This is a genomic window from Halomonas sp. TH-94, from assembly GCF_057473365.1.
The window spans coordinates 78636-104617 of sequence record NZ_JBYCKL010000010.1 but is presented as its reverse complement, the minus strand read 5'-3'; the positions used below and the strand labels follow the sequence as shown (position 1 = coordinate 104617).

Below are 25982 nucleotides of genomic sequence, written 5' to 3'. Positions count from 1 at the left end.
CATATCTTACCGATATCACTGATTTTTGCAAGCCTCGTCCTCAGCTTTTTACGCGCTCCACCGCCTCGAGCCAACCTTGATAGAGCCGCTCGCGTTCGGTCTCCGGCATGCTCGGTATGAAGCTGCGTTCGCAGCGCCATAGCTCGGCGATCTCCCCCAGATCTCGATACCAGCCGAACTGAAGGCCCGCCAGGTAGGCGGCACCCAGCGCCGTCGTCTCGAGGACCGTCGGTCGGTCGACCTGCACGCCCAGCATGTCGGCCAGGAACTGGACCAGCCACTCGTTGGCCACCATGCCGCCATCGACACGCAGCGTCCCGGGCGGCACACCCATGTCATCACTCATGCAGCTCTGTAGGTCGCGAGTCTGGTAGCACACAGCCTGCAGGCCGGCGGCAACGATTTCGGCGATCCCAGTATCACGCGTCAGACCGAATATCGCCCCCCTGGCCTTGGGGTCCCAGTGAGGCGCACCCAACCCGGTGAAGGCGGGCACCAGGTAGACGCTATGGCCGTCGCGAGTCTGCTTGGCCAAGGCCTCCGTCTCGGCGGCATTCGTGAACAGCTTCAGCCCATCCCGCAGCCACTGCACGGCCGCGCCGGCCACGAAAATGCTTCCCTCCATGGCGTAGGTGGTCTTGCCATTCAAGCGATACGCCACTGTGGTCAGCAGGCGGTTGCGCGACGTGGCTGGCTTGGCCCCGGTATTGACGATCATGAAGCAGCCCGTGCCATAGGTGCTCTTTCCCGTTCCCGGTTCGAAGCAGGCCTGGCCCACCAGAGCCGCTTGCTGATCGCCCACTACCCCCCCGATGGGAAGCTCGGCGCCCAGCCACTGTGCTTCGGTGGTCCCGAAATCGTCGCTGCTGTCGAGCACGTCCGGCATCAGGCTGGGGGGGATGTCGAAGAGCGCAAGCAGCTCGTCATCCCATTTCTGGGTGTGGATGTTGAACAGCATGGTGCGCGAGGCGTTGGTGGCATCGGTGGCATGGACGCGCCCGCCGGTGAGACGCCACAGCAAAAAGGTGTCTACCGTGCCGAAGGCGAGCTCACCACGTGCGGCACGTTCCCGGGCGCCTTCGACGTTCTCCAGCATCCAGGCAAGCTTGGTTGCGGAAAAGTAGGGGTCGATCAGCAGCCCCGTGTGCGACTGCACGAGTTCCGCATGCCCTTCGTCTCGCAGCTGGCGGCAGAAGTCCGCCGTACGCCGATCCTGCCAGACGATGGCTTTGTAAAGAGGCTGACCGGTTGCCCTGTCCCACAGCAGAGTGGTTTCACGCTGATTGGTGATGCCGATGCCGGCTATGTCACTGAGTGCAACGCCCGATAGATCGAGCACTTCCCGGCAAGTGGCGAGCACGCTCTCCCAAATGTCCTGGGGGTCGTGCTCGATCCATCCGTCCTGAGGAAAGTGCTGCGGAAATTCGCGTTGCGCTACGCGGATTACATGGCCGTCGCGATCGAAAAGGATGGCGCGGGAGCTGGTGGTGCCCTGGTCGATGGCAAGAAGGTAGGCGGCCATGATTCATCCTGTCATTGTATGTTCGTTTATGATCACCAAGAGTACTCGACTATGTTCGCAATGCTTTACGACTTTCGTTGAATAGTGTTTCGATCGTCTGCCGCAAGCGTACCGAATCGCTTACACTCGACTGGATCGAAAGGGAGCCGTCATGAACCAGCAACAGCGCCAAGATGCCATCGTGGAGCTGGTACGCCGTCAGGGCTATGCCAGCATCGAGCAGTTGACCGAACACTTCTCCGTCACTCCGCAGACCATACGTCGCGACCTCAACGCCCTGGCGGAAGAGGGTATGATCCGTCGCGTCCACGGTGGCGCCGGACTCGAATCCAGCACGGTGAACACGGCCTACAGCACGCGCAAGAACCTCAATCTCGAAGCCAAACGACGCATAGCCAATCTGGTGGCCAGCCATATTCCCGATCACGCCTCGCTGTTCATCAATATCGGCACCAGCAACGAGGTGGTGGCAGAAGCACTGCTGGATCACCAGGGGCTCGAGGTGATCACCAACAATCTCAACGTCGCCGCCATTCTCCAGCACAAGGAGGACTTCAACGTCATCATCGCCGGTGGGCAGGTGCGTTCACGGGATGGCGGCATCATCGGTGAGGCGACGATCGATTTCATCAATCAGTTCAAAGTGGACTTCGGCATAATCGGCATCAGCGGTATCGACGAAGATGGCGCGCTGCTCGAATTCGACTATCAGGAAGCGCGCGTGGCTCAAGCCATCATTCGCAATTCCCGCCAGGTCTACCTGACCGCCGACCATTCGAAATTTCATCGCAATCCCGTCGTTCGCCAAGGCAACATTGCCCAGCTCGACGCACTCTTCACCGATCGCCAGCCGCCTGAACGTATCGTTCACCTGATGCAGGTGAATGAGGTAGCGCTGTACATCGCCTGACCCTTCTGCAGGAAATCCCCTTCGCCGATGAAAAATGTCGGCACCTTCGCCATCGCCCTTGATGTTCGCTTTCGATTGCTCTATGTTCGTTTTCAAACATGAACTGTTTGAAAGCGCAGCTCAACGCTGGCGAAACATCGGAGCCTCTCCCCTCATGGCGCATAACCACCTACTCGACATGTTCATCATTGGCGGTGGCATCAACGGCACCGGTATCGCCAACGATGCCGCCGGGCGCGGGCTTGCGGTCAGTCTCTGCGAACAGGGCGACCTAGCAGGCGCCACTTCCTCGGCCAGCAGTAAACTGATTCACGGCGGCCTGCGCTATCTCGAGCACAATGAATTTCGCCTCGTGGGAGAGGCCTTGCGCGAGCGCGAAGTCCTGCTGCGCAAGGCACCTCACATCATCTGGCCGCTACGTTTCATTCTTCCGCATCGCTCTCATCTGCGGCCTGCCTGGATGATTCGCACCGGTCTGTTTCTTTACGACTACCTGGGCAAACGCAAGACGCTGCCTGGTTCGCGTGGCGTTCGCTTCGGTACCGACTCACCGCTGAAGAACGACATCATGCGCGGATTCGAATATTCCGACTGTTGGGTGGATGACGCACGCCTGGTCGTGCTCAATGCCCTGCAGGCTCGTGAGGGTGGCGCGGAGGTGCTCGTGCGCACGCGCTGCACCGGCGCGTCGGAGGAAAACGGCATCTGGCGCATCGAGCTGGAAGACGTGCGAAGCGGCAAGCGTTTGGTACGCCATGCACGCACCCTGGTCAACGCCGCCGGCCCCTGGGTAGAGCGTGTGGTACGTGAACAGGCCGCACGCAGCTCTCGCTACAGCATTCGCATGATTCAGGGCAGCCATCTGATCGTGCCACGGCTCAATGGCGACGAACGGGCCTACATTCTGCAGAACAACGACCGCCGAATCGTCTTCGTGCTTCCCTACGAAGACGATTTCAGCCTGGTCGGCACCACCGACCGCCGCTATGAGGGCGACCCTGCCCAAGTGGCCGTCAGCGAGGAGGAAGTCGATTACCTGCTCGGCGTGGTCAATGCCCACTTCAACCGACAGCTGGATCGGCGCGACGTGATTGCCAGCTACGCTGGGGTGAGGCCGCTGTGCGACGACGAGTCGGCGGATCCCTCGGCCATGACCCGCGACTATACCCTGGCGCTGGACCAGCAAGGCGCCCCGCTGCTTTCGGTATTCGGCGGCAAGATCACCACCTACCGCAAGCTGGCCGAGGCCGCCTTGAAACAGCTCGCGCCCGCCCTGCCCGGTATGGGGCCGAGCTGGACGGCCGACGCCATCCTGCCCGGCGGCGAGATAGGCAATCAGGCAAATTTCATGGCCCGGCTGCTACACGACTTTCCCTGGCTTGGTGAGATGCGGGCGCGCCGCTTCGCCCGCAGTTATGGCAGCCTGTGTCTACGTTTCCTCGCCGGCGCCCAATGCGAGCAGGACTTAGGCGAGGATTTTGGCGCCGGTCTGACCGCCGCCGAAGCCGATTATCTCGTCGACCATGAATGGGCAACCACCGTCGAGGACATCCTGTGGCGTCGCACCAAGCTCGGCCTGCGCCTGACACCGCGCCAGGTAGAGCGTTTGAGCACCCATGTCGAAACCCATCGTCAAGTACTGGCGGCGTGATGGCGACATGCCGTAGGCTGAAGGAGGAATGACCGAACGGCCTAACAGGGAGCCACCATGCCCTTCTTCCAGCTCGCGCTTGGTGGCTTGGTCGCGCTCCTGCTCTTTGCCACCGTCATTGCCAAGTTACCACTGCGCTGGTGGTGGATACGCGCCTGCGAATTCCCCCGGTTGCAGTTGGCTTCGGCCGCTCTGATTGCCGCACTGCTCGCCTTACCTCTCGGTCCACCCTGGGGCTGGTTCCTCTCCGCCACTGGCCTGCTGGTCGTCGCTCTGCAGGCGCGCTTCATACTTCCATGGACCCGCTTGTGGCCAGTCCAGGTCAAGGATGCCGAACCGGGACAGTCTGCACCCTGCATCTCGCTGCTGATCGCCAACGTGCTGACGCCGAATCGGCGTGCCGCTGAGTTGATTGCACTCATTCACCAGCACGAGCCCGATCTAGTCCTGACCCTCGAATCGGATGCGTGGTGGCAGAAGCATCTCGATAACGGTCTCGAAGCGGCATGGCCGCACAGCGTCAAGATTCCCCTCGACAACCTGTACGGCATGCATCTTTATTCACGCCTGCCGCTGAGCGACACCCGCATCGAGTGGCTGATCCAGGACGATATCCCCTCCATCCATACCGACGTCACGCTCGAAAGCGGCGATGCCGTGCGCCTTCATGCGCTGCACCCGCGTCCACCCGCCCCGAACGAGAGTGAAGAGACGCTGTGGCGCGACGCCGAGCTGCTCCTCGTCGGCCAAGCGGTCCATCGCGACCCGATGCCCACCATCGTGGCCGGCGACCTGAACGATGTGGCCTGGTCACGGACCACGAGGCTCTTCTGCCGCATCAGCGGCATGCTCGACCCGCGCCGCGGTCGCGGCATGTATAGCACCTACCACGCGCGCTACCCGCTGTTGCGCTGGCCGCTCGACCACATCTTCACCACCGAGCACTTCACCTTGGTAACACTGGAAAGGCTGCCATACATTGGCTCGGACCACTTCCCCATCCTGGCCTCGCTCTGCTTTCGCCCCTCGCGTAGCGATGAACACGACACCCCCGAAGCCGCTAGCGAAGAGCGCGCATGGGCACAATCGACCATCAGCGAAGCCAGCGTTCGCGAGCAGAAGACATAGCGTTGCGTCAGCCTGGAATGCCGCCCTGGGTCAGGCTTGCCGGGTCCAGCAGACGTTCAAGCTCCTCGCGGCTCAAGTCGGTCTGCTCTTCGGCCACATCGATGATCGGGCGCCCGGCCTGATAGGCCTGCTTGGCAATGGCTGCCGCAGCGTCGTAGCCAATCACTCCGTTCAGTGCGGTCACGAGAATCGGATTGCGCGCCAAGGGGCCGGCCAGTCGATCCTCCCTCACACGGAACGTGGCAATGGCTCTCGCACCCAGAAGACGAGCCGTATTGGCCATCAGCCCAATCGAGGTCAACAGGTTGTAGCCGATCAGCGGCAGCATCACGTTGAGCTGAAAGTTGCCGCTCTGTCCCGCCACGGTAACGGCGGTATCCAGACCGATGACCTGGGCGGCAGCCTGGGCCGCCGATTCGGGAACCACCGGATTGACCTTGCCCGGCATGATCGAGCTGCCCGGCTGGAGCGCCTCGAGCTCGATCTCGCCAAGGCCGGCCAGCGGCCCGGAATTCATCCAGCGCAGGTCGTTGGCGATTTTCATTACCACACAGGCCAATCCCTTGAGCTGGCCCGACAGCTCCACGGCAGCATCCTGGGCTCCCAGGCTGGCGAAGAAGCTATCGTTGGGCGACAGGGTTAGCCCGGTCTGCTGACTCAGTTCCTGAGCCATGCGGTCGGCGAACTCGGGATGCGCATTGATGCCGGTGCCTACAGCGGTACCGCCCTGCGCCAGACGCGAAAGCCTGACCATGGCGCTGTCGATGCGCTCGATCGCCTGGCCGATTTGGCTCGACCACCCTCCCAGCTCCTGTCCCAGCCGTAGCGGCATGGCATCCATCAGATGCGTACGCCCGGTCTTGACCACCCCGTCGAGCTCGAAGGCCCGCTCGTCGACGGTGGCACGCAGTTGCACTAACGCAGGCCGCAGCTGCGTGGTGACTTCCAGCGCAGCGGAAAGATGGATCGCAGTGGGGATGACGTCGTTGCTCGACTGCCCCATGTTGACGTGATCGTTGGGTCCCACCTTGAGATCGTCACGACTAGCGAGGCGGGCAATGACCTCATTGACGTTCATATTGCTGGAGGTCCCGGAGCCGGTCTGGAAAACATCCACCGGGAACTGATCGTCGTGCTTGCCATCGACGATCTCCTGAGCAGCGGCGATGATCGCCTTGGCACGCTCCTCATCGAGCAGGCCCAGCTCCCGATTGACATTGGCCGCCGCCAGCTTGATGCGCGCGATGGCGTGAATGAAGGAAGCCGGCATCGCTTGACCCGATACCGGGAAGTTCTCCACCGCTCGCTGGGTCTGAGCGCCATAAAGAGCCGAACTCGGCACCTGAAGTTCGCCCATGCTGTCGCGTTCGATTCGATGTTCGCTCATTTCATACCCTCGTAGTTTCGTCCTTTCTTAACCATGGTGCCAAGAGACAAACCGTGCAAGCCATGGCGTAGCCCATGCGCCTGATGTGAATGTCCGCCCTGACTGATATTTATCAAGTTTGCCGCTTATCCCCGTGCAATCGAGTTGGAATGTGACAACTATCGTTGTCGCGCCATTACCCGCCTCCTAAGATCGCTTCGCCTACCCACTCATGGCACTAACGACAACGGCCCGGCTCGGGCAGAACACGCGGACAATATCTTTCATGAACAAGAGCCATTCCTTGCTTCTATTGCCTTATGAGCAGCTGACATTAGCCAATGCGCATGAGGCAGCCGAGCTTCAGCGCTATCGTCGGCTGACCCTCAGTTTTCTGCCAGTAGCGCCTCAGACGAGTCGATTGATGGCGACTCTGGGACTGCAGTGCGAGAAGCGTCTCGACACGCTGCGACAGACCGCCGCGCTGTTGGAGTTGGAAGCCTGCGTCAGCAAACATCCTTTCGCCCCGCCCAACTACAGCATGGCCCAGCGGCACTTCTTCGTTGTCGACCACAGCATGGCGAGCGAGGTCATCGAACAGACCGTACGTACTGCGGTCGAGTCGAAGAACTTTTTCGAATGGCTGCTGAATACCAACGCCACTCCGGAATTGCATCAGCCACTGGTTGACTTCGTCAGGGAAAAAGAGGGTGAGAGCCGTGTCCTGCTCGAACACTGGGAGCAGCACCGAACGCCCAGTCTCATGCAGCGGGCCTGATCGATCAGAGTGACTCAAGGCCTCTTCTGACGCCTGCCAGTGGAAGAGGCCAGCCGCTCGAGTCGAGCGAGGTCAAGAAGATGATAATCACGACCCTGTACCTGCAGCAGTCCCTGGGCCTGGAAAGCCGAAAGCATCCTGCCCACGGTCTCCTGAGTCAGCCCCAGATAGCTGCCGATCTCGTTGCGCGACATGGGCAGGCGAAATTGGCGCGGCGAATATCCCCGACGCCGAAAACACGACGATACGGTCATCAAGAAAAACGCCAACCTCGCTTCGGCCGTGCGAGACAACAGCTGATGCAGGCTCACTCGTTCATCGTGAATGGCGCGGCTGATATTGCGCTGGAGATGGGTGCGCAGCTCGGGCAACCGCTGCATCAGCGCCTCGAACCGCCCGAAAGGAAGCTTGCAGAGCGTCGTCGTTTCCAGCGCGATGACAGAACCGGGATAGCGACCCCGGCCTATGGCATCGCAGCCGATGATATCGCCGGGAAGCCAGAACGCCGTCAGCAGATTCTCGGACCCCTCGACTGCAGTTTCTTGTTTGAGGGCTCCGCTTCGTACCGCATAGAGACTATCGAACGGCGCCTCCTGCCGGCAGAGCACATCACGCTTTTCCAGTCGGATGGGGGGGAAGACCATTTCGTCGAGCAGCGTTACCTCCTCGGACGACAACCCTTGTGGAATGCACAGTGCACTCAGATAGCAAGAGAGGCAGCTAATGGCCTCCGGCTTACCACCATGTCCATGACTGCCATAGCTCGACATAGTCGGCACTCCACTCCATGGGATAGAGACATTATAGAAGCCCGACGCGCCCAGGCAGTTTGAGTTCTTTCATGCTTCCCTTGAAGCGAGGCCAAAGTGGTTGCGTCAATGTCATGACAAAAATCATGCTGCACAGAAAGTTACAGCTGCCTAGTGTTAACGCTGCAACGCGCAGGCAAAGCGACGCCTCTGGAAAAGGGACGCGTATCAAAAGGGAACCTAGCCATGCACAAGACATTCTGGATGACGTCTGACATTCTCAGCCAACTCAATCCCAATGCAGGCATGCTACTGGTACGTAGCCTCTGGGAATATTGTCCCGAACAGATGTTCATATTGCGGGTAGAGGGGCCGAGCGAGTTCGTGATCGAGGCCATGAACCCTACGCGGCAAGCCGTCCTGGGTGAGTCCGCCGCGCTCATTGGCAAACCCATCGAGCAGTTGGTCCCCGCCTCGGAATGCCAGGGCGTCGTGGCTCACTTACGTCGTTGTGTGGAGACGCGCTCCCCGCTTAGCTACGAGGAGAGCTGTGGCTATCATGAGCTGAACGGTGGCTCTCTCCACGCCCATTGGCAAACCCTGCTGATTCCTATCAGCAACCAGGAAGGGGTCGTGACCCATGTGTTCGGTATATCGCGGGACCTGGCCCTGATGTCGCCTGGAGTCGGCAGTGGCGGCTCCCAGTTCTGCGAGCTGGAACAGCGCGTGCATGAACGCACGGCGGAATTGCTCGCGGCCAACGAGAGGCTGACCTATCTCGCAAGCCACGATCACCTGACCGGCACCTATAACCGCCGCTACCTGCTGGAAATGGCCGAGCTGGAGCTCAGACGCGCCTTTCGTTACCAGCAGCCGATGTGTCTGTTGATGCTCGATATCGACTACTTCAAGGAGCTGAACGACACCCACGGCCATCTGGAAGGCGACGAAGCGCTGTGCTGTTTGGCACGGACGATCATGGCGACCGTACGCGAGTGCGATCTCGTTGGCCGCTATGGCGGCGACGAATTCCTTATCCTGATGCCTGAAACCACCGCCAGCGGTGCCCAGGAATTCGCCGAGCGGCTGCGTATCACTCTCAGCCAGACGACACGATTGACAATCAGCATCGGCATCGCCTGCCTGGAGCCGGGGGACGATCTCGTCGTCGACCTGATCGATCGCGCCGATAGCTTGTTGTTGCAGGCCAAACGTAACGGACGCAACCGCATCGAGTACGCTGCGTAGCAACGACAAAGGCTCACAAGAAAGCGCTGCATTGGCTTACAAAAGAATATTGCAGCGCAAAAACAACTTTGTTATGTTGCATTGCAGCAGAACGGGTTTCCCGTTCGATACCAACGTGAAATCCGGAGATTGCCACATGATGAAATCATTCAGCTTCGACACCAAATCTTTTGAGGCGATGATGATCGGCCCGGCTCGCGCCTACGCCGCCCTGAGCATCGACTACACCTCAAAGCTACTCGGCACCCAGCTCGAGTCCGCCAAGGCCTACGCCGATACCAGCCTGGCCCAGGCCCGTGCGCTGCTCGACGTACGCGATGCCGATGGTCTGCGCAGCTATATCGAAGGCCAGCAGCAGGTCGCCAAGGACGTGACCGAGCGCTTCAAGAGCGATGCCGAGAAAGCCGTCTCTCTGCACCAGGACTTCTTCCAGCAGAGCCAGAAGCTCGCCGAAAGCAGCCTGCAGCAAGCTCAGAAGACCGCATCTAGCCAAGCCGCCAAAGCCTGACACTGCGGTACCGCTTCGACGAAAGGCCCGCCGGACGATGTCCGGCGGGCCTTTCGTCTGTTGAGTGCTAAAGCGCTGTGCCGCCAGGTTTTCATCGTTTATGCTCAAGGCGCACGGGCACAGCAATGAGGATGCATGCGAATGAAAGCCTGGTTACCCGTGGCCCTGCTGGGCCTCACCCTTGCCGGCTGTCAGATGATGGAACCGAGTCCACCACGCGAAGGAATCGAAGTCATCGATATCGGTGAGCCGCATCGACCCGATGCCGAAAGACCCGATATGGAGCGCCCTGCCCCGTCGCCGGGACGCATCGCACGTCAGGTGGCCTTTCCTGCAGCAGAATATGCCTCGCTGCCAAAAGCGGGCACCGCCGCCATCAGTGGCAGGCTGAGCATGAACGGTGCGCCCGGCGCAGGAGAAACCATCTCCGTGGCGCCCGTGACGACCTACTCCGCCGAAGCCGCCGAGCATGCGCTGGCAGGCCAAGCGGTCGAGCCTGCCGACCCCCGCGCGCGGGAATATACCCATACGACGCGAACCGACGGCAATGGAAACTTTACCCTGCAGGGGCTTCCCGCCGGGGAATTCTATCTCTCGGGAAGCATGGTCAATCCTGCCAACGGTCAACGTCAGGTCGTGCTTCGCCAGGTCTCCCTGCGCAATGGACAGCGACTCGACGTCAACCTGAGCCGCTGAGCCAAGCTACCAGCCCAGCGCCTGCTTGACGAAAGGGATGGTCAACTTGCGCTGGGCGGATAGCGAAGCGCGATCGAGAACGGCGAGTTCTTCGAACAGATCGTCGAGCCGGCGCGAACCGCGATGCAGGATATAGCGTGCCACTTCGTCGGGCAGCTGCATGCCGCGTATGCGAGCGCGCAGCTGCATGGCCTGCAGTCGCTCACTATCGTCCAGCGGCTGCAAGTGGAAGGTGACCCCCCAAGTCAAACGCGAAGCCAGGTCGGGCAACTTGACCGGCAGCTGGCGCGGCGCGGCGGCGGCTGATACGAGCAGCCGCTTACCGGCGTCACGCAGCCGATTGAAGGCATGAAACAACCCCTCTTCCCATCGCTTGCGCCCTATCACGCTATCCATGTCGTCTATAGCCACCAGGTCCAGTCGCTCGATATTTTCCAGCATCAGGGGGGGGAAATGCCCCAGCTCCTGAAGCGGTAAGTAGAGCGCACGCAAGTCACGATCCGTTGCTGCGTGGCAAGCCGCCTGGAGAAGATGACTGCGCCCGCTCCCGGGCGCTCCCCACAGGTAGACGAAGGGCTCTCCGTCGACATCGAGCTGGCGCGAGAGACGGTCCAGCAAGCCCGCGTTGCCCGCCGGAAGAAAGCTCTCGAAAGTGGCATCGTCACGCAGCCCCACACCCAAGGGCAACTGCGCAGGCGCTCGGCTCATGGTGGATCCTCGCTGCGACGCTCTTTTGTATCGGCGTCGTAAAGGCTGCTGCGTTTGTAGCGTTCATGCAGTTCGCGCAAGAGTACCATGATCACGGCCGCCGCCGGCAGCGCCAGGAGCACCCCGGTGAAACCGAATAGATTCCCCCCCGCCAGCACGGCGAAGATGACCGCCACAGGATGCAGGCCGATACGATCGCCCAGCAGCTTGGGCTGGAGCACCACGCTTTCGATGATCTGCCCGATGGAGAAAACGACGCCCACCCCGAGCAGCGCCAACCATGAGTCGAACTGAAAGAAGGCGACGATGAGCGCGACGCTGATACCGACGATGAAACCGAGAAACGGCACGATGCTGGCCAACCCTGCCACCATGCCGATCAGCAGGCCGAAACGAAGCCCCATGAGGGTCAGCCCGAGGGCGTAGATCGCCCCCAGGGTCAGCATCACCATCAGCTGCCCCCGCAGGAAGGCGGAAAGCACTTCATCGCAGCGCTGGCTCAAGCGCACCGCATCCGGCTCCAGGCGGCGGGGGACCATGGAGCGCAGATTGATCAACAGCCGCTCCCAATCGAGCAGCAGGTAGAAGGTGACAACCGGAATCAAGGCAAAATAGGTGACCCAGGCCAAGAACGCCGCGCCGGAACGACCCACCTGCCCCAGGAACTGGGCCAGATAGCCGCCGGCATCCTGCCAATGCTCAGCCATCGTCTGCTGCACGTCGTCCAGCCCTGCGGCCATGTCCAGGCCCGTCCAGCCCTGTATCTGCGGGGCCAGCACCGTTTCCACCCACTCGAAGATGCCCGGAACCATCTGCCCGAACTGGCGTAGTTGCTGCACCAGCAGCGGAATCAGTACCAGCAACGCCACCACCAGCACCAGCGTCATGATCAGGAAGACCCCGCATACCGCGAGGGTACGTGACATGCCCAGGCGCTGGAGCCGATTGGCCAATGGGTCAGTGAGGTACGCCAGTATCATGCCGGCGATGAACGGCATCAGCATCGTTTCCAACTGGAACAGCAGCCACACCATGGCCACCGCACCGATCAGGACCCACCATTCTCTACGCATCACCCCTCCCTGCGTTAACGTTCACGGCGATGCGAGCCGTGCGTCGTGATGCTACAATTCCGGCCCGATCTTGCCCACTGCTTCGGCCTTCAAGGTGACCGCTGCCTTGCGCCGACCGCCGGACCACTAACTACGTATTCTTCTTCGTACAGGACAGGCCATGACCGATTCCACCTCTCCCGACAACGCCAAGGCATCGCTGAGCTACAAGGATGCCGGTGTCGACATCGATGCCGGCAATGCCCTGGTCGACCGTATCAAGGGCGTCGCCAAGCGCACCATGCGCCCCGAGGTGATGGGTGGGCTGGGCGGCTTCGGCGCCCTGTGCCAGCTCCCTAGCGGCTATCGCGAACCGGTTCTGGTCTCCGGTACCGACGGCGTGGGGACCAAGCTGCGCCTGGCAATGGACCTCGGCCGCCATGACACCATCGGTATCGATCTGGTCGCCATGTGCGTCAACGATCTGGTGGTGGCCGGTGCCGAGCCGCTGTTCTTCCTTGACTACTATGCCACGGGCAAGCTCGATGTGGACATCGCTGCCGATGTGGTCGCCGGTATCGGTGAAGGCTGCGAGCGGGCCGGCTGCGCCCTGGTAGGTGGCGAAACCGCCGAGATGCCGGGCATGTACGAGGGCAGCGACTACGACCTGGCCGGATTCTGCGTCGGCGTGGTGGAGAAATCCGAGATCCTCGACGGCAGCAAGGTCGGCGAAGGCGACGTACTGCTCGGCATCGCCTCCAGCGGTGCACACTCCAACGGCTACTCGCTGATCCGCAAGATCCTCGAGGTCAGCGGCGTGTCGCTGGACACCGCCATCGACGGCCAGCCACTCGGCGATGCCCTGCTCGCCCCCACGCGCATCTACGTCAAGCCGCTGCTTTCGCTGATCAAGGAGAGCGGTGTTCCGGTACACGCCCTGTCGCACATTACCGGTGGCGGCCTGTTGGAAAACATCCCCCGCGTGCTGCCCGAATCGCTGGCGGCTCGCATCGACGTGAAAAGCTGGACCCGTCCCGCGCTGTTCGACTGGCTCCAGCAGCAGGGCAACGTGGCTGAGCTGGAGATGTATCGCGTGCTCAACTGCGGCATCGGCATGGTCATCGTCGTGCCCGCCAGCCAGGCCGACCAGGCTCGTGCGCATCTCCAGGCCCAGGGTGAAACGGTCTACCGCATCGGCGAGATCGTCGCTCGCAGCGAGGGCGAGGAAGCGGTTCTACTGGAGAACCTCGAGGCATGAGCGAGAGCTACGCGGATACTCTCAACGACCTGACGCCCGAGCTCACCGGTGCGCGTCGGGTCGTGGTGTTGATTTCGGGCAATGGCAGCAACCTGCAGGCGCTCATCGACGAGCAGACCCACGACCGGCTGGGCGGCGAGATCGTCGCCGTGATCTCCAACGTCGCGGATGCCTACGGCCTGCAGCGTGCCCGTGACGCAGGTATCGATGCAGTGGTGCTGCCCCACGGCGAGTACGACAGCCGTGACGCCTACGACGGCGCCCTGATCAAGGTGATCGAGCGACACGAGCCCGACCTGGTGGTGCTGGCCGGTTTCATGCGCATCCTGAGCACGCGCTTCGTACAGCGCTTTCACGGTCGCATGCTCAATATCCACCCTTCCCTGCTGCCAGCCTATCGCGGCCTTGGAACTCACGCCAAGGCGCTGGCCGATCGCGTGACCGAACACGGCTGCAGCGTGCACTTCGTCACCGAAGAGCTCGACGGCGGCCCGGTAGCGATCCAGGCCGTGGTGAAGGTCAGTGAAGGCGAGACCGAAGACAGTCTCAAGGAGAAGGTGCACGCTCGCGAGCACCTGATCTACCCCATCGCGGTGAAGTGGTTCCTGGAAGGACGCCTGCGCCTCGAAGGCGAGGCCGCCCTGCTCGACGGCACCCCGCTGCCGCCCCAGGGGCTACGCCTCTCCCACGCCGATGCCGCCGAAGAGCTAGACGAAGAATAGAGAGTTAGGTGCGGGGCAGAGTCACTCCCCTCTGCCCCATATACTTGCCGCCGCGATCCTTGTAAGACACCTCACACACCTCGTCGGATTCCAGGAACAGCATCTGCGCCACGCCCTCGTTGGCATAGATCTTGGCCGGCAGGTTGGTGGTGTTGGAGAACTCCAGGGTCACATGCCCTTCCCATTCCGGCTCCAGCGGTGTCACGTTGACGATGATGCCGCAGCGAGCGTAGGTCGACTTGCCCAAACAGATGGTCAATACGCTGCGTGGGATACGGAAATACTCCACGGTGCGCGCCAAGGCGAAAGAGTTGGGCGGGATGATGCAGACATCGCCCTTGATGTCGACGAAGCTCTTGTCATCGAAATTCTTGGGATCGACCACCGCCGAATGGATGTTGGTGAACACCTTGAATTCGTCAGCGCAGCGGACATCGTAGCCGTAGCTGGAGGTGCCGTAGGAGATCACCCGTTGATCGTTCACATAACGCACCTGATCGGCTTCGAAGGGTTCGATCATGCCATCCCGCTCGGCCATGCGGCGGATCCAACTGTCGGGCTTGATGCTCATGGGGCGTCCTGAGAAGTTGTGCCGAAGAATGAAGTAGGGCCGCTATCATAACGGCCCTAGGTGCACTCGTCACGATCCATGGCCAACGGGCCGGACCGAGTCAGTCACTGAACGAAATGCTCGGCCCCTCGCTCGGCGACTGGCCACCGAGTGTCTCCGCGATCTGCCTTGCCATGTCGCGGAAGGTGCTCGTCACCTCGCTTTCGGGGTCGGCAATGACCGTGGGCCGGCCGCTGTCTGCCTGCTCGCGTATCGACAGTGCCAGTGGCAGCCTACCCAGTACGCGGGTCTCGTACTCGCTGGCAATACGCTCGCCGCCGCCTTCGCCGAAGATCGGCTCGGCATGGCCGCAATTGGAGCACACGTGCAGGCTCATGTTCTCCACCACGCCCAACACCGGCACGTTTACCTTGCGGAACATTTCGATGCCCTTGCGCGCATCGAGCAGGGCTATGTCCTGCGGCGTCGTCACGATCACCGCGCCGTCTACCGGCACCTTCTGAGCCAGAGTCAGCTGAATGTCGCCGGTACCCGGCGGCATGTCGATGAACAGCACGTCGAGATCCTTCCATGCCGTTTGCGTGAGCAGCTGCTGAAAAGCGCCGGCCACCATGGGACCGCGCCATACCATCGGCTCCCGGGTATCGACCATGAAGGCCATCGACATGGCTTGGACACCATGCATCTCCAGTGGCCTGAACTTGTTCTCGCCGGCCTGCTGTGGCCTGACACCTTCCGGAGCGCCCAGCATCTGCGCCTGGCTTGGGCCATGAATGTCGGCATCGAGGATGCCGACCCGATAACCCTCGGCCACCATGGCCAGTGCCAGGTTGACGGTGACGGTGGACTTACCCACCCCGCCCTTGCCGGAGGCTACGGCCACGATATGCTTGACCCCTTCGATCACGACTGGCTCCTTGTGCTGCAAGTGGTGTGCTGCAAATGACGCTTGTACCTGGCCCAGTATAACGCGCCAATGAATGAGAAGAGCGAGTCGCCGTCACTTGGCGACACCCTGAAACAGCGTGCGGCGAGCCATGGCCCGCCGCACGCTGTATCGCCAGTGTCGTCAGTTGCGCTCGTTTTCAGCGTTCTGCTCTTCGTCTTCGTCCTCGTCTTCGTTATCCTCTTCCTGCTGACCTTCCTGCTGAGCTTGCTGCTCTTCCTGCTGAGCTTGCTGCTGTTGCTGCTGACCTTGCTGCTGCTGTTGCGCCGGCTGTTGTTGCTCCTGCTCGGCGGCTTCGGTGCGTAGCTCTAGCTCGGCCAGGGCATCGCGCCACTGGGCCAGCTGCGCCTCGATCTGCTCGAGCTGCTGACGACGACGGTCAACCTGGGCTTCGACATCCTGAAGCTCGCTCCGCCCCGACTCGATCTGTTCAGCCAACTCGTCGCGCTCTTCACGAATGGTCTCGGTTTCGGACACGGCCGCGTCGCGTTCGTCGCGAGTCTCGCCAACCTCCCGCTCGACCTCGCTACGCCAGGCTTCCAGCGCTTCGATATCGTTCTCCAGAGCTTCGAGCGTCTGCTGCCGCTCCTCGATCGCCTCGTTCAGCGTATCGAGCTGCTCCTGCGCAGCTTGGGTTTCCTCGCGAATCTGCCCAAGCTCATCGGCGCTCTGCTCAAGCGCGGCCTCGGCCTGCTGACGCGCCTGCTCCGCCTCCTGACGCTCTTCTTCGGCGGTCTGACGTGCCGCCTCGGCTTCCTGCCGGGCCCTTTCCGCATCCTGACGTGCCTCATCGGCGTCGGCCCGCGCCTCATCCACCGATTGGAAATCACTGCGGAGCGCGGTCATGTTCTCTTCCATCTCGCCCTGCTCTTCGCGGCGAGCCTCGAGCTCACTCTCCAGCGCGGTCTGCTGCTCCTGGAGCTCGGCGATACGGTTCGAGGCTTCAACGGCTTCGGCTTCGAGCTGTTCTACCTCGCCGCGGGCCGCCTGACGCTCCTCCTCCAGTGCGGCCAGCTGCGATTGTAAGGTCTCGATGTCCTCCCCCGCCTGATTACGCTCTTCGAGCTGAGCGGCGAGCTGCCGGTGTTCGGTTTCAAGCGTGGCCAGTCTCCCTTCCAACTCTGCGCTGCGCTCACGGTGGTCACCGGCATTGTTGTGAGCGAAGATCGCCCAGATGATAGCGAGCACAGCGATGGCGACCAGGCCCATGACGCGTCTGTCTTGGTATAGTGGGCTCTCGACTGTTTCTGGCATGTGTAAGACCCTCCTGATGGTCTATTTGAACGTCTTCATGGCATGACGATCGCTTACGGTTCCTTACTCAGCATACATAGCCAACCCAGTCGGCGAAAGAAAACGACACCCGGGGTTCAAGGCTCGGCGACTCGCCAATTGGACAGCCAGGGCGAGCCTTGAACCTCGACATCCAGCTCGCGCAGCCAGCTGGCGACGACCAGGTTGGACTGATGTACGGCTGAGTAGCGCCGCGGGTAAGGCACGAATGCCAACCCGTAGCTTTCACTTCTCACCGGCTCGCTGCCGGCGTCGGCAAATATTCCATCGAGCCGCTTCTGCAGCGCATTGACACGTTCCGCCTCGGCCTGTAGCGGATAGATACCACTGACTCCTTCCGGTGCCAGCCGGGAAAAATGACGAGGCTGGTCGATCCCGATATCGTCATGCTCGGCCTTCCCGAGCCCGGCACTGGTTGGCCACAGCATCGCCGAGGCGGCGGTGAAGACGTTCTGTCGTTCCTCGACGTACCATCGCCAGTCACCGTAACTATAGCGCACCACTCCCCCCTGCTCCCGGGGGAGGACGAGACTGGCGTGACGTCCGTGGTCGAGCAGGTAGATATCCACCGGCTCGGACAGGGTTCGGGGCTCGGGTGGCACGACCCGGCCGACGCAACCCGACATAGTCAGTATCAAAAAGGCGATTCCCAGCCAGAACAACGGACGAATGCGCCGATACAAGGTCGCTCTAACCACCACCGCTCCCGCCATACCCACTCTCACGATGATCACCTCCAAAGCGACAAGGCAGAATTTGGGACGGGTCGGAACCCCTCATGAGTCACGCTCTCAAAAGCTAAACGGTGGCGACGGGAGAGAAGCAGGCATGGACGACAAACACATCGACGCGATGCCCAAGCGCATGGCTCGCACCTGGCGCCGGGGTCTGCCGCTGCTGCTGACTCTGCTCATTCTCGCCCCCTTGTCGTCAGCGGGCCAGCCGACACACAACCGCGTCAGCGCCGCAGCCTTGTCCGCGCTGGAAGCCGAAGCGCAACGCATATCCCGTCTGCACAACGTGGTCGTGGCGGAGCGCGGAGAGATCATTCTCGACCTTCAACTGGGAGAGCGTAGCAGCGATCAGCCGGTCAATATCAAGTCGCTGTCGAAAACGGTGCTGGCTGCTCTGGTAGGCGCCGCCATCGAGGCGGAGCTTATCGAAGGCGTCGACCAACCCATCGTTGATCTGCTTGCCTCTCGCGTCCCGGATGGCGCCGACCCACGCATTGCCGACATCACCGTGGAGCACTTGCTGGCACAACAGGCGGGACTCGAGCGAACGTCGGGGCAATACTACGGCGCCTGGGTTGCCAGTCGCGACTGGGTCGCCTATGCACTGAGCCGCCCCTTCGTCGACCGCCCAGGCGGAAGAATGCTCTACTCCACCGGCAGTTCGCATCTGCTCTCGGCCGCTCTTACCGATGCCACCGGCGAGAACACCCTGGCTCTGGCGCGACGCTTGCTCGGTGCTCCACTGGATATCGCCATCCCGCCATGGCCCCAGGACCCGCAAGGAATCTATTTCGGAGGTAACGACATGTTGCTTTCGCCCCTCGCGTTGATCCGGCTTGGGGAGCTCTATCGTCATGACGGCCTGATCGACGGGCGCCGCGTGCTGCCCGAGGGCTGGGTAGAAGCCTCCTGGCAACCCCGCGGCACCTCGCGCTGGACGGGCGATGCCTATGGCTACGGCTGGTTCATCACCACCTTGGGCGAGGAGCGCGTCCTATACGGCCGTGGCTTCGGCGGCCAGGCCCTCTACGTCGTACCGGGAAGGGAGCTGACCGTGGCCTTCACCGCTGACCCGAGCCCCGGCGCCGATGACAGCCCCTTCCGACAGGAGCTGTTACATCGGCTCATGGCAAGGCTGCTCGAAACACCCTGATGCCTTTGATGCCTACCGGGGCCACTCGATCCGGAGCTGGCTAGCGCAGGCCCAGCATCGACAGAATGAACAGCACTACCACGATCAGGCCAATGATATAGATGATATTGCGCATACAGCTCTCCTTGCTGAGGGTTCGGGGTCGATAGGCGACAAAGGTATCGCCGTCAGCCCCAGTGTAGCGAACATGACAGATCCGGCCAGTCGAGTAACCGCCTTGTCGCCAAGAGCCCGGGCGAATACCTTGTGAAGCAAGGATCGACTAACCGGCACAAGGAGCGACGCTCGCCATGACCCAGGTTCGCAAGTCGCAACGTGTCATGTTCGTGATCTTGCCCCGCACGGCTGCCTTCGCCTGGCGTGTGCTGGCCAATTTCATGCGCAATCGAGGCATCCTGCTTGCAGGCGGTGTCGGCTACAACATTCTGCTCTCCATCGTTCCGCTATTCGCCCTGCTGGCCGTGCTGCTTACCCAAGTCATGGATGAAGAGCTGCTTTTCGAGGTGCTGGGTGTCCAGCTCGTTCATCTCGCCCCCTCTCATGCCGACGGCCTGATGGAAGCGGTACGCACACTGCTCGATTCCAGCGACGTTATCGGTATTTTCGGCATCCTGGTACTGCTGGTGTTCAGCTCTTTCGCCTTCCGCATGCTGGAGGACGCGCTGGCCATCATCTTTCACACGCCCGAATCACATCCCAAACGGAGTGTCTGGGTTTCGGTCTTGCTGCCCTATCTGTTCATGCTGGTGCTGGGAGCGGGCCTGGCAGCTCTCACTCTGATGGTGACCCTGGCCGAGGCGATGGGAACCTTGTGGGTGGCGGTGCTGGGGCGCGAGATGCCCCTTGCCGGCCTGTCCGACCCGCTGCTGAATCTGTTCAGCTTTCTCGGGGTATTCCTACTGTTCAGCGCCATCTACAAGGTCTTGCCGGTGGTAAGGATCTCGTTGCGTAGGGCCGTGGTGGGCGGCTTCGTCGCGGCACTGCTCTGGGAGGGGGTGCGCTTGCTGCTGATGTTCTATTTTCTCAACGTCTCCCTGGTCAACGTCGTATACGGATCGCTTGCCACTCTTATCGTGGTGCTGCTTACGCTGGAAGTCGGCGCCATGATCCTGCTGCTTGGCGCCCAGGTGATCGCCGAACTCGAATACAACGCCCGTCGCGGCCTGCCATGGTATGTCGATCCACGCCATGAGGCTGTCACTCACGTCGACTGAGCCAGACGTCTCACTGGCCCCATTGGCCGCTACGCTTCATGGCACCCCATTGATGCTTGCGCCGCGCGAACCATTGCCACAGTCCGCGGCAGCGCCAAAGCGTATTGAGCTGGCGATAGCCGAAGTTCTCCAATATCGCGACCAGAAATAGCCGCAGCATGTCCCGCCGACGCTGGTAGACGCGAAACGACAGGGTCTCCAGCAGCAGGCCGTTAACCGATAGCAGGATACCCATGCCGATCGCCACCAGCAGGAAGACAGTCAGCGCCACCGGCGAAATGACCCCCATGGCAAACCCACCGATCATGAAGACGTAGCCGGCCAGCTCCACCAGCGGCCCCAGCCATTCGAACAAAGCCATGAAGGGCCAGGCCAGATGACCTGGCGCCCCGCCCCGCCGGCTGAACGCGAGTCGCGCATGGCGGCTGAGGCTTTCAGCCAGTCCGCGCTGCCAGCGGCTACGCTGTCGTCCCAGTGTACCCAGGTCCTCGGGCGCCTCGGTCCAGCAGATCGGATCGGGCAGATAGCGGATGCGATAGGGAATCTGCCGCTCACGGTGGTAGCGGTGCAGACGCACCACGAGTTCCATGTCTTCGCCTACCGTGGTGGTGCTGTAGCCCCCCACCTCGGCGACACGCTCGCGGTCGAACAGCCCGAAGGCACCGGAGATGATCAAGACCGCATTGAGAGGCGACCAACCCAACCGGCCGAATAGAAAGGCGCGCAGGTATTCGACGATCTGAAACCGCGCCAGCAAACTGTTCGGGATACCCGCCTCGAGTAAAAAACCACCGCGCACCTTCGAACCGTTGGCGATGCGCACCGTGCCTCCCGCGGCCACGGTGCGCTCGTCCTCGAGGAACGGCTGCACCACGCGCAACAGGCTGTCTCTCTGCAGAATGGAGTCGGCATCCACCGCACAGAAGAGCCCATGACGCGCGGCATTGATTCCGGCATTGAGCGCATCGGCCTTCCCCCCGTTGGCCTTGTCGATCACCTTCAGGTTGGCATGGCGGCGCGAACGGTAGATGCCTCTCACCTCCTGGTGCGGCACGCTGCGGCGCAGCGGCTCCGGATGCAGCTCGAGCTCGAACGCCTCGATCAGAACGTCCAGCGTTTCATCCTTGGAGCCGTCATTGACCACGACCAGCTCGAACTCTGGATACTGCAGCTGAAGCAGGGAGAGCAGCGACGTGCGTATCGTGGCGGCCTCGTTGTAAGCCGGCACCAGTATCGAGACGGCGGGTTCCAGCCCCAGGTAGGGTGCAAGCTCACCCAGTTCTGCCCGCTGACGCATGTAGCGCCGCAGGCTTACCATGGAAAGCAGGTTGAGAAGCAGGTAGCCGCCATTGAGCAACACGAAGTAGCCAATGAAGCCGACCTGCCCCCACCAAACCCAGTCGATACCCATACTTGTCCCCTCAGCGGCGCTTTTCGGCCATGGCACGCGTCAGGGCGTCCTGCCCGTAGCGATCGGTCAGCTCCTGGTGCCAGGAGGCAATGTCGGCGTCGCTGACGCCAGGCAGTACGACCAATGCGTCTGCTGCGGCCTGGCGTACCCACCAGCTACTGTCGGCCAGTCGCTCGAGCAGGAAAGTGGCATCGTCGCGCCCTGCCTGACGACGCAAGGCCTCCACCGCCGCCAGCCGAACCTGAGGGGAAGCCGCGTCGAGCCAGCGCAGCAGCAATGGTCTGTCACGCGGGTCGCACTGCTGCCCCACGCAGCTCATTGCGGCACAGAGAGAGACATGCGTCCCTTCCTGCTCATCGACCTGGCCTGCGAGGAAGCGTCTGGCCCAGGGAGCAACGCGGTTCGGCTCGGCCCAGGCCAACAGGGCCACGAGTCGCACGGGGGGCTCTTGCCCATCGACCAGACGCGACAGCAACGGCCCGCTGACGGCAGCCGGGCCGGCCTGACGACATATCGCTTCGAGGCGAGGAATGGCCCAGTCGCGCCGCAGTTCTACCTGGGGAATGACACGCTGCATGGCGCGCACGGGATCCATGGCGACCAGAGTTTGCGCGGCGGTGAGCGCAACCACCGGGTTAGGATCGTCCACCAATGGCGAAACCTCGGGCCAGTAGCGACGATTGCCAAGGTCCTGCAGGCAGCTCAGCGACAGCAGGCGGCGGTGTACTCCCCTGCCGCGCAGGAGCTGCACCACGCGGCTGTTCATGCCGATGCCTTCGAAAAGAGTATTCAGCCGCTGTTGGGACTGGCCGCGTACCTGTCGCCGCAGGCGCAACCACAGCAACATGAACCAGACCTCCTCCTGCCTGCCGCGGGGTGGCCAGGGTAATGAATCGCCGTACTCCATGCTCCACGCCGCCAAGCGCGGTCGCCATTGGTCGGTGAAGACCAGGCGGCGGCGTTCTCGGCGGCTGGCCATCTCCGTCAGTATCAGGACCTGGAGCATGATGAGCAGCGTCAGCGCGGCCAGCGCCATGGCGCTATAGACGGCAAAGCGCAATACCGGGTCGTCCGGTGGGGTCGTGAGAACATTGAGCGCCTGGTTTAGCAGCTGCTGCAGTACCGCCAGGTCAGAAGGCATATCTCAGACCCAGCTGAACACCATAGCGGTCATAGAGGTCGCCTTGGCTGAGTGCCCCCAGCTCCCAGCTCAGCGCCCAGTCATGGTGAAACCAGTGCCGCCCGCGCAGGGCTACGGAAGCCACATCGGTAGTTGCCACCTGCCCGCCCGGAAGTCCCTCCTCCTCGCGGCCCAGAGCACCGCGCAGACCAACGACGCTGCGTTCGTCGTAGTAGTAGTCCAGCGCCACGGCATGCCCTACCGGGGTGCCTGCCACATCCACGTCACTGACGTTGAGCGTGTAGGCACCTCGCCAATTACCCCAGTAGCGCTCAATGCCGAGGGCGAGCCTGTCGACCTGGGAGCCTTCGTAGCGGGTGCGACGCAGGCTGGCACTGGCCACGTAGCCACCCCCCAATACACGCTGAAGGCGCAGGTCGGCATGCCACTGGGCCAGGAAATCGGCCGCAAAGGTACGTCCCACCTCAGGCTGTACGACCCAGGCATCGCCCAGCGGCACCGCTGCACCCGCCAGCAGCCCATCGTCCCAGGTACCGTAGCGGCGCTCGCGGTACGCCGCGCCATACCAAGTCGGTTCCCCCCGCCGGCTCGACTGCACATCCAGACGCTGGGTGAGCCAGTCGTCGAAGTCGCTGTCCAACGCGTCGTAGCGCAGCGAGGCCTCCACTTCGGTACGCCTTTCCTCGGCTGTCACGGCAGGTGCCATCCCGAGTCCCAGTACCATGGCGCCCAAGGTAACGGCACGACTGGCATTCACCATCGTCAACATCAACGCCTCCTCATGAAACGCCGCAGCCGGGCCAGGAGTTCCTCCGGCTGGAAAGGCTTGGTCACGTAGTCGTCGGCCCCCAGCTCGAGCGCTCGAACGACATCGGCTTCACGCGCCTTGGCGGTCAGCATGATGACGGGCACGTCCTGCCAGGCGGGCAGCCCACGCAGCCGCTCGAGCACTTCCAGCCCATCGTGGTAAGGCAGCATGATGTCGAGCAGTGCAAGGTTGACCGGGGGGATCTCCGCCAAGAGTTCCAGTGCCCGTCGTCCGTCCGGGGCATGCTCAACCTCGAACCCCTGCCGCTCGAGCAGGAAGCGAATCAGGAAAGCAATGTCTTCCTCGTCCTCGACCATCAAAATGCGGGGCTTGGGATCGGTCGTCGTCATCGCGCAACTCCTCTACAAGATTCGCAGACTGTCGGCGCCTGCCAAGGCCGGGAAACGCACCCGAAACTCGCTGCCGGCCCCAGGCACGGAGGTGAAGTCGATCTCCCCGCTCATGGCATGTACCAGGCCGCGAGTGATCGCCAGACCTAACCCGGTACCGCCTATGCGACGCCGGTCCGAGCTGTCCGCCTGGGCGAAACGCTCGAACACACGCGGCTGGAACTCGAGCGGTATGCCTTCACCCCGATCGGTGACCGCCACTTCCCACCACTCTCCTGCCGCGTGGTGCACCTGCTTGACGGAAACCACTACGGTCGAACCGGCCGGGGAATGCTTGCAGGCGTTGGAGATGAGGTTGGCAATTACCTGGGCGAAGCGATGCGGGTCCAGATCGAGTTCGGCTTGTCGCTCCGGGCGTTCGAGTCGCAACGTCACCCCGAAGCTATCGGCGTAGGGGGCATTGTCGACCAGGGCCTGCGCCACCAGCGAACTCAGTTCGACACGCTGAGGCCGCACCTCCAACTGCCCTGCTTCGAGCTTTTCGATATCGAGAATGTCGTTGATGAGATGTGCCAGACGCTGGCCGTTCTTATCGGCCACCTGGATCAACGCCTTGGCATCGTCAGTCAGGTCGCCGCCATAGCCCTGCTGCAACATGGTCAGCGCCCCCGTCACGGCGGTGAGGGGCGTACGCAGCTCATGGCTCACGGTAGCGATGAATTCTGCTTTCATACGCTCTATCTGGCGCCGCTGTGTAATGTTCACCGCCACCGTCAGCAAGTGTTGACTGCCGTCAGATAGCGTCAGCGGCCGCTTGAGCATCTGCAGCCAGTGTTCGTTGCCCTCGGTGTCCCGAACTTCCAGCTCCGGCACGCGCAGCTCATCGCGACCGGACAAGAGCTCACCGTCACCCACACTCAGCGGCTGCAATAGCGAGGCCTGGTGCAGCTCCGAAGGCTGACGCCCTTCCATCTCCCCGGGCTGCATGCCGAAAAAGTTGGCGAACGACTGATTGCATAGAAGAAAGCGCCCCTCGGCATCACGGGAGAAGATCAGGTTCTCATCGGCGTCCACCACCCGGCGCAGATACATCTGTTGATCGCGCAGCCGACGGCGACTGCGCAAACGATCGGTAATGTCACGAGCGATGACCAAGTGTTCGCCATCGCGTGTCGGCAGCATGCGCACTTCGTACTCGGTATCGTCGGGGTCATGCCAGACGAAGCTATGCAGCAATCCCGAGCTACCACTCTCGGCGAGGCGCTCGTGCAGCTCCCGGGCGAAAGGTTCGGATACCGGCGCTGCTCCTACCAATCGATGAATCCGGCGCTCGGCATCGATGACGTAGAGTTCGTCGGGCACGGTATGCAGCAGGGCCTGCAGTCGAGCTTCGCGATGTTCGGCATCTTCGAGCAGCTGGCGACGTATGGTCAGTACACGATTCAGGGCAGCGTAAGCCGCCACGAAGAGGATCACCACGAAGACCATGCCGACGATTCCTACCTGCCTGGCACGGGCTGCCTGCTCGGCGGCGCGATCGCTCTGCATCCCGAGCATTTCTCGCTCATTGCTCTTGAGCGGGTCGAGAATGGCGCGTATTCGCACCATGGTCTGGCGTCCACCGGCGGCCAGCAGACGCAGCGAGGCAGCCTCGAGCCCATCGCTCTCCCGCACGGCAATATTGTCCTCGGCGATCTTCACCCGCTGGTCGATCAGCGCTTCGAGAACCGCCGACTGCTCGACGGAGAGGCGCTCCTTGACGACTAGGCGTTCGAGTAAAAGCCGACGCTCGGCGTCGAGTCGCTCCCGGGCACTTCGATAGGGAACCAGATAGTCGCTGCGCCCGGTGATGACAAAGCCGCGCTCCCCGGTTTCCACTTCGAGAAGAGTCAACTGAAGGTCCTGTATGGCGGAGATCAGCGCCAGGCCATCATCCACCGCTTCGTTGGCGACCAGAAGCGCCTGCTGGACCCGCCCTGCCTGAAGGACAAGACCGATCAACAGGAGAAAGGCGAGTAGCGAGGCGAGACGATGCAGGGCAATCGCGGAGAGTCGATTCAGCAAC

General features: G+C 62.0%; 25 protein-coding genes. 11 read left to right on the top strand and 14 right to left on the bottom strand.

Translation table 11 applies throughout. The features are described 5' to 3' along the window. Nucleotides 1-40 precede the first annotated feature (40 nt). A complete protein-coding gene (gene glpK / locus AC2VNO_RS01845; protein WP_228579110.1) occupies nt 41-1522 on the bottom strand; it encodes a glycerol kinase GlpK in 1482 nt (493 codons plus the stop codon). 151 nt (nt 1523-1673) lie between these two features. Between glpK and AC2VNO_RS01840 the strand changes: the two genes are divergently transcribed. The 3 genes from AC2VNO_RS01840 to AC2VNO_RS01830 all read left to right on the top strand — a co-directional run bounded on the left by AC2VNO_RS01840 (nt 1674) and on the right by AC2VNO_RS01830 (nt 5211). Continuing rightward, nucleotides 1674-2432: a DeoR/GlpR family transcriptional regulator gene (locus tag AC2VNO_RS01840; protein WP_228579109.1), complete on the top strand. Its 759-nt coding sequence runs from the start codon at nt 1674-1676 to the stop codon at nt 2430-2432. A 154-nt stretch (nt 2433-2586) separates the two neighbouring features. Beyond that, on the top strand, nt 2587-4083 hold the full coding sequence (gene glpD, locus AC2VNO_RS01835) for a glycerol-3-phosphate dehydrogenase (RefSeq protein ID WP_486932543.1): 1497 nt from the start codon (nt 2587-2589) through the stop codon (nt 4081-4083). 57 nt (nt 4084-4140) lie between these two features. Next, nucleotides 4141-5211 (top strand): endonuclease/exonuclease/phosphatase family protein, encoded by a 1071-nt coding sequence (locus tag AC2VNO_RS01830; protein ID WP_486932542.1) that lies wholly within the window; start codon nt 4141-4143, stop codon nt 5209-5211. Nucleotides 5212-5218: 7 nt separating this feature from the next. On the opposite strand, the gene AC2VNO_RS01825 is transcribed toward AC2VNO_RS01830, so the two are convergent. Then, nucleotides 5219-6598 carry a class II fumarate hydratase gene (locus AC2VNO_RS01825; RefSeq protein WP_486932541.1) on the bottom strand — a complete coding sequence of 460 codons (1380 nt, stop codon included), beginning with the start codon at nt 6596-6598 and terminating at the stop codon, nt 5219-5221. 403 nt (nt 6599-7001) lie between these two features. Here AC2VNO_RS01825 and AC2VNO_RS01820 point away from each other — a divergent pair, with 403 nt between their 5' ends. Then, nucleotides 7002-7355: a hypothetical protein gene (locus tag AC2VNO_RS01820; protein ID WP_486932540.1), complete on the top strand. Its 354-nt coding sequence runs from the start codon at nt 7002-7004 to the stop codon at nt 7353-7355. 14 nt (nt 7356-7369) lie between these two features. On the opposite strand, the gene AC2VNO_RS01815 is transcribed toward AC2VNO_RS01820, so the two are convergent. Then, the gene (locus tag AC2VNO_RS01815) at nt 7370-8125 is read right to left on the bottom strand and encodes a helix-turn-helix domain-containing protein (protein ID WP_228579104.1); all 756 of its coding nucleotides are present in this window, start codon (nt 8123-8125) and stop codon (nt 7370-7372) included. A 225-nt stretch (nt 8126-8350) separates the two neighbouring features. Here AC2VNO_RS01815 and AC2VNO_RS01810 point away from each other — a divergent pair, with 225 nt between their 5' ends. From AC2VNO_RS01810 to AC2VNO_RS01800, 3 genes are all read left to right on the top strand, one after another. Continuing rightward, entirely contained in the window at nt 8351-9352 is a 1002-nt protein-coding gene (locus AC2VNO_RS01810; protein ID WP_486932539.1) for a sensor domain-containing diguanylate cyclase, read from the top strand. Nucleotides 9353-9488: 136 nt separating this feature from the next. After that, nucleotides 9489-9860: a phasin family protein gene (locus tag AC2VNO_RS01805; protein ID WP_486932538.1), complete on the top strand. Its 372-nt coding sequence runs from the start codon at nt 9489-9491 to the stop codon at nt 9858-9860. 141 nt (nt 9861-10001) lie between these two features. Beyond that, complete coding sequence (locus AC2VNO_RS01800) at nt 10002-10556, top strand: carboxypeptidase-like regulatory domain-containing protein (protein ID WP_228579102.1); 555 nt, start codon at nt 10002-10004, stop codon at nt 10554-10556. Nucleotides 10557-10562: 6 nt separating this feature from the next. On the opposite strand, the gene hda is transcribed toward AC2VNO_RS01800, so the two are convergent. Continuing rightward, a complete protein-coding gene (hda, locus tag AC2VNO_RS01795; protein WP_486932537.1) occupies nt 10563-11264 on the bottom strand; it encodes a DnaA regulatory inactivator Hda in 702 nt (233 codons plus the stop codon). Further along, nucleotides 11261-12337 carry an AI-2E family transporter gene (locus AC2VNO_RS01790; protein WP_486932536.1) on the bottom strand — a complete coding sequence of 359 codons (1077 nt, stop codon included), beginning with the start codon at nt 12335-12337 and terminating at the stop codon, nt 11261-11263. Before AC2VNO_RS01790 ends, hda begins: the two co-directional genes overlap by 4 nt. Before the next feature lie 160 nt (nt 12338-12497). Between AC2VNO_RS01790 and purM the strand changes: the two genes are divergently transcribed. After that, complete coding sequence (gene purM / locus AC2VNO_RS01785; protein WP_228579099.1) at nt 12498-13574, top strand: phosphoribosylformylglycinamidine cyclo-ligase; 1077 nt, start codon at nt 12498-12500, stop codon at nt 13572-13574. Then, a complete protein-coding gene (gene purN, locus AC2VNO_RS01780; protein ID WP_228579098.1) occupies nt 13571-14296 on the top strand; it encodes a phosphoribosylglycinamide formyltransferase in 726 nt (241 codons plus the stop codon). Before purM ends, purN begins: the two co-directional genes overlap by 4 nt. A gap of 4 nt (nt 14297-14300) precedes the next feature. Here purN and dcd read toward each other — a convergent pair whose 3' ends face one another. From dcd to AC2VNO_RS01760, 4 genes are all read right to left on the bottom strand, one after another. Next, on the bottom strand, nt 14301-14867 hold the full coding sequence (gene dcd, locus AC2VNO_RS01775) for a dCTP deaminase (RefSeq protein ID WP_228579097.1): 567 nt from the start codon (nt 14865-14867) through the stop codon (nt 14301-14303). Nucleotides 14868-14967: 100 nt separating this feature from the next. Continuing rightward, nucleotides 14968-15774 (bottom strand): iron-sulfur cluster carrier protein ApbC, encoded by an 807-nt coding sequence (gene apbC, locus AC2VNO_RS01770; RefSeq protein WP_486932535.1) that lies wholly within the window; start codon nt 15772-15774, stop codon nt 14968-14970. Nucleotides 15775-15936: 162 nt separating this feature from the next. Then, a complete protein-coding gene (locus AC2VNO_RS01765; RefSeq protein ID WP_486932534.1) occupies nt 15937-17067 on the bottom strand; it encodes a hypothetical protein in 1131 nt (376 codons plus the stop codon). Between the two features lie 116 nt (nt 17068-17183). Next, nucleotides 17184-17831 (bottom strand): hypothetical protein, encoded by a 648-nt coding sequence (locus AC2VNO_RS01760; protein WP_486932533.1) that lies wholly within the window; start codon nt 17829-17831, stop codon nt 17184-17186. 103 nt (nt 17832-17934) lie between these two features. Here AC2VNO_RS01760 and AC2VNO_RS01755 point away from each other — a divergent pair, with 103 nt between their 5' ends. Beyond that, on the top strand, nt 17935-18993 hold the full coding sequence (locus AC2VNO_RS01755; protein ID WP_486932532.1) for a serine hydrolase domain-containing protein: 1059 nt from the start codon (nt 17935-17937) through the stop codon (nt 18991-18993). 290 nt (nt 18994-19283) lie between these two features. Further along, the gene (locus tag AC2VNO_RS01750; RefSeq protein WP_486932531.1) at nt 19284-20207 is read left to right on the top strand and encodes a YihY/virulence factor BrkB family protein; all 924 of its coding nucleotides are present in this window, start codon (nt 19284-19286) and stop codon (nt 20205-20207) included. Between the two features lie 10 nt (nt 20208-20217). Here AC2VNO_RS01750 and AC2VNO_RS01745 read toward each other — a convergent pair whose 3' ends face one another. From AC2VNO_RS01745 to AC2VNO_RS01725, 5 genes are read right to left on the bottom strand one after another with little or no spacing between them, the layout of a single operon-like run. After that, nucleotides 20218-21618, bottom strand: a complete 1401-nt coding sequence (locus tag AC2VNO_RS01745) for a glycosyltransferase family 2 protein (protein ID WP_486932530.1) — start codon at nt 21616-21618, stop codon at nt 20218-20220. A 10-nt stretch (nt 21619-21628) separates the two neighbouring features. Continuing rightward, complete coding sequence (locus tag AC2VNO_RS01740) at nt 21629-22759, bottom strand: HEAT repeat domain-containing protein (protein ID WP_486932529.1); 1131 nt, start codon at nt 22757-22759, stop codon at nt 21629-21631. Continuing rightward, the gene (locus tag AC2VNO_RS01735) at nt 22749-23528 is read right to left on the bottom strand and encodes a YaiO family outer membrane beta-barrel protein (protein ID WP_486932528.1); all 780 of its coding nucleotides are present in this window, start codon (nt 23526-23528) and stop codon (nt 22749-22751) included. The genes AC2VNO_RS01740 and AC2VNO_RS01735 overlap by 11 nt, the downstream gene beginning before the upstream one ends. Beyond that, nucleotides 23528-23917, bottom strand: a complete 390-nt coding sequence (locus AC2VNO_RS01730; RefSeq protein ID WP_486932527.1) for a response regulator — start codon at nt 23915-23917, stop codon at nt 23528-23530. The genes AC2VNO_RS01735 and AC2VNO_RS01730 overlap by 1 nt, the downstream gene beginning before the upstream one ends. A gap of 12 nt (nt 23918-23929) precedes the next feature. After that, entirely contained in the window at nt 23930-25981 is a 2052-nt protein-coding gene (locus tag AC2VNO_RS01725) for a sensor histidine kinase (RefSeq protein ID WP_486932526.1), read from the bottom strand. Between the last annotated feature and the right edge of the window lies 1 nt (nt 25982).

What these genes read in the sequence shown, in the direction of transcription:
- glpK (WP_228579110.1), bottom strand. Translation starts at nt 1,522, where the DNA reads ATGGCCGCCTACCTTCTTGCCATCGACCAGGGCACCACCAGCTCCCGC.
- AC2VNO_RS01840 (WP_228579109.1), top strand. Translation starts at nt 1,674, where the DNA reads ATGAACCAGCAACAGCGCCAAGATGCCATCGTGGAGCTGGTACGCCGT.
- glpD (WP_486932543.1), top strand. Translation starts at nt 2,587, where the DNA reads ATGGCGCATAACCACCTACTCGACATGTTCATCATTGGCGGTGGCATC.
- AC2VNO_RS01830 (WP_486932542.1), top strand. Translation starts at nt 4,141, where the DNA reads ATGCCCTTCTTCCAGCTCGCGCTTGGTGGCTTGGTCGCGCTCCTGCTC.
- AC2VNO_RS01825 (WP_486932541.1), bottom strand. Translation starts at nt 6,598, where the DNA reads ATGAGCGAACATCGAATCGAACGCGACAGCATGGGCGAACTTCAGGTG.
- AC2VNO_RS01820 (WP_486932540.1), top strand. Translation starts at nt 7,002, where the DNA reads ATGGCGACTCTGGGACTGCAGTGCGAGAAGCGTCTCGACACGCTGCGA.
- AC2VNO_RS01815 (WP_228579104.1), bottom strand. Translation starts at nt 8,125, where the DNA reads ATGTCGAGCTATGGCAGTCATGGACATGGTGGTAAGCCGGAGGCCATT.
- AC2VNO_RS01810 (WP_486932539.1), top strand. Translation starts at nt 8,351, where the DNA reads ATGCACAAGACATTCTGGATGACGTCTGACATTCTCAGCCAACTCAAT.
- AC2VNO_RS01805 (WP_486932538.1), top strand. Translation starts at nt 9,489, where the DNA reads ATGATGAAATCATTCAGCTTCGACACCAAATCTTTTGAGGCGATGATG.
- AC2VNO_RS01800 (WP_228579102.1), top strand. Translation starts at nt 10,002, where the DNA reads ATGAAAGCCTGGTTACCCGTGGCCCTGCTGGGCCTCACCCTTGCCGGC.
- hda (WP_486932537.1), bottom strand. Translation starts at nt 11,264, where the DNA reads ATGAGCCGAGCGCCTGCGCAGTTGCCCTTGGGTGTGGGGCTGCGTGAC.
- AC2VNO_RS01790 (WP_486932536.1), bottom strand. Translation starts at nt 12,337, where the DNA reads ATGCGTAGAGAATGGTGGGTCCTGATCGGTGCGGTGGCCATGGTGTGG.
- purM (WP_228579099.1), top strand. Translation starts at nt 12,498, where the DNA reads ATGACCGATTCCACCTCTCCCGACAACGCCAAGGCATCGCTGAGCTAC.
- purN (WP_228579098.1), top strand. Translation starts at nt 13,571, where the DNA reads ATGAGCGAGAGCTACGCGGATACTCTCAACGACCTGACGCCCGAGCTC.
- dcd (WP_228579097.1), bottom strand. Translation starts at nt 14,867, where the DNA reads ATGAGCATCAAGCCCGACAGTTGGATCCGCCGCATGGCCGAGCGGGAT.
- AC2VNO_RS01765 (WP_486932534.1), bottom strand. Translation starts at nt 17,067, where the DNA reads ATGCCAGAAACAGTCGAGAGCCCACTATACCAAGACAGACGCGTCATG.
- AC2VNO_RS01755 (WP_486932532.1), top strand. Translation starts at nt 17,935, where the DNA reads ATGGACGACAAACACATCGACGCGATGCCCAAGCGCATGGCTCGCACC.
- AC2VNO_RS01750 (WP_486932531.1), top strand. Translation starts at nt 19,284, where the DNA reads ATGACCCAGGTTCGCAAGTCGCAACGTGTCATGTTCGTGATCTTGCCC.
- AC2VNO_RS01745 (WP_486932530.1), bottom strand. Translation starts at nt 21,618, where the DNA reads ATGGGTATCGACTGGGTTTGGTGGGGGCAGGTCGGCTTCATTGGCTAC.
- AC2VNO_RS01740 (WP_486932529.1), bottom strand. Translation starts at nt 22,759, where the DNA reads ATGCCTTCTGACCTGGCGGTACTGCAGCAGCTGCTAAACCAGGCGCTC.
- AC2VNO_RS01735 (WP_486932528.1), bottom strand. Translation starts at nt 23,528, where the DNA reads ATGTTGACGATGGTGAATGCCAGTCGTGCCGTTACCTTGGGCGCCATG.
- AC2VNO_RS01730 (WP_486932527.1), bottom strand. Translation starts at nt 23,917, where the DNA reads ATGACGACGACCGATCCCAAGCCCCGCATTTTGATGGTCGAGGACGAG.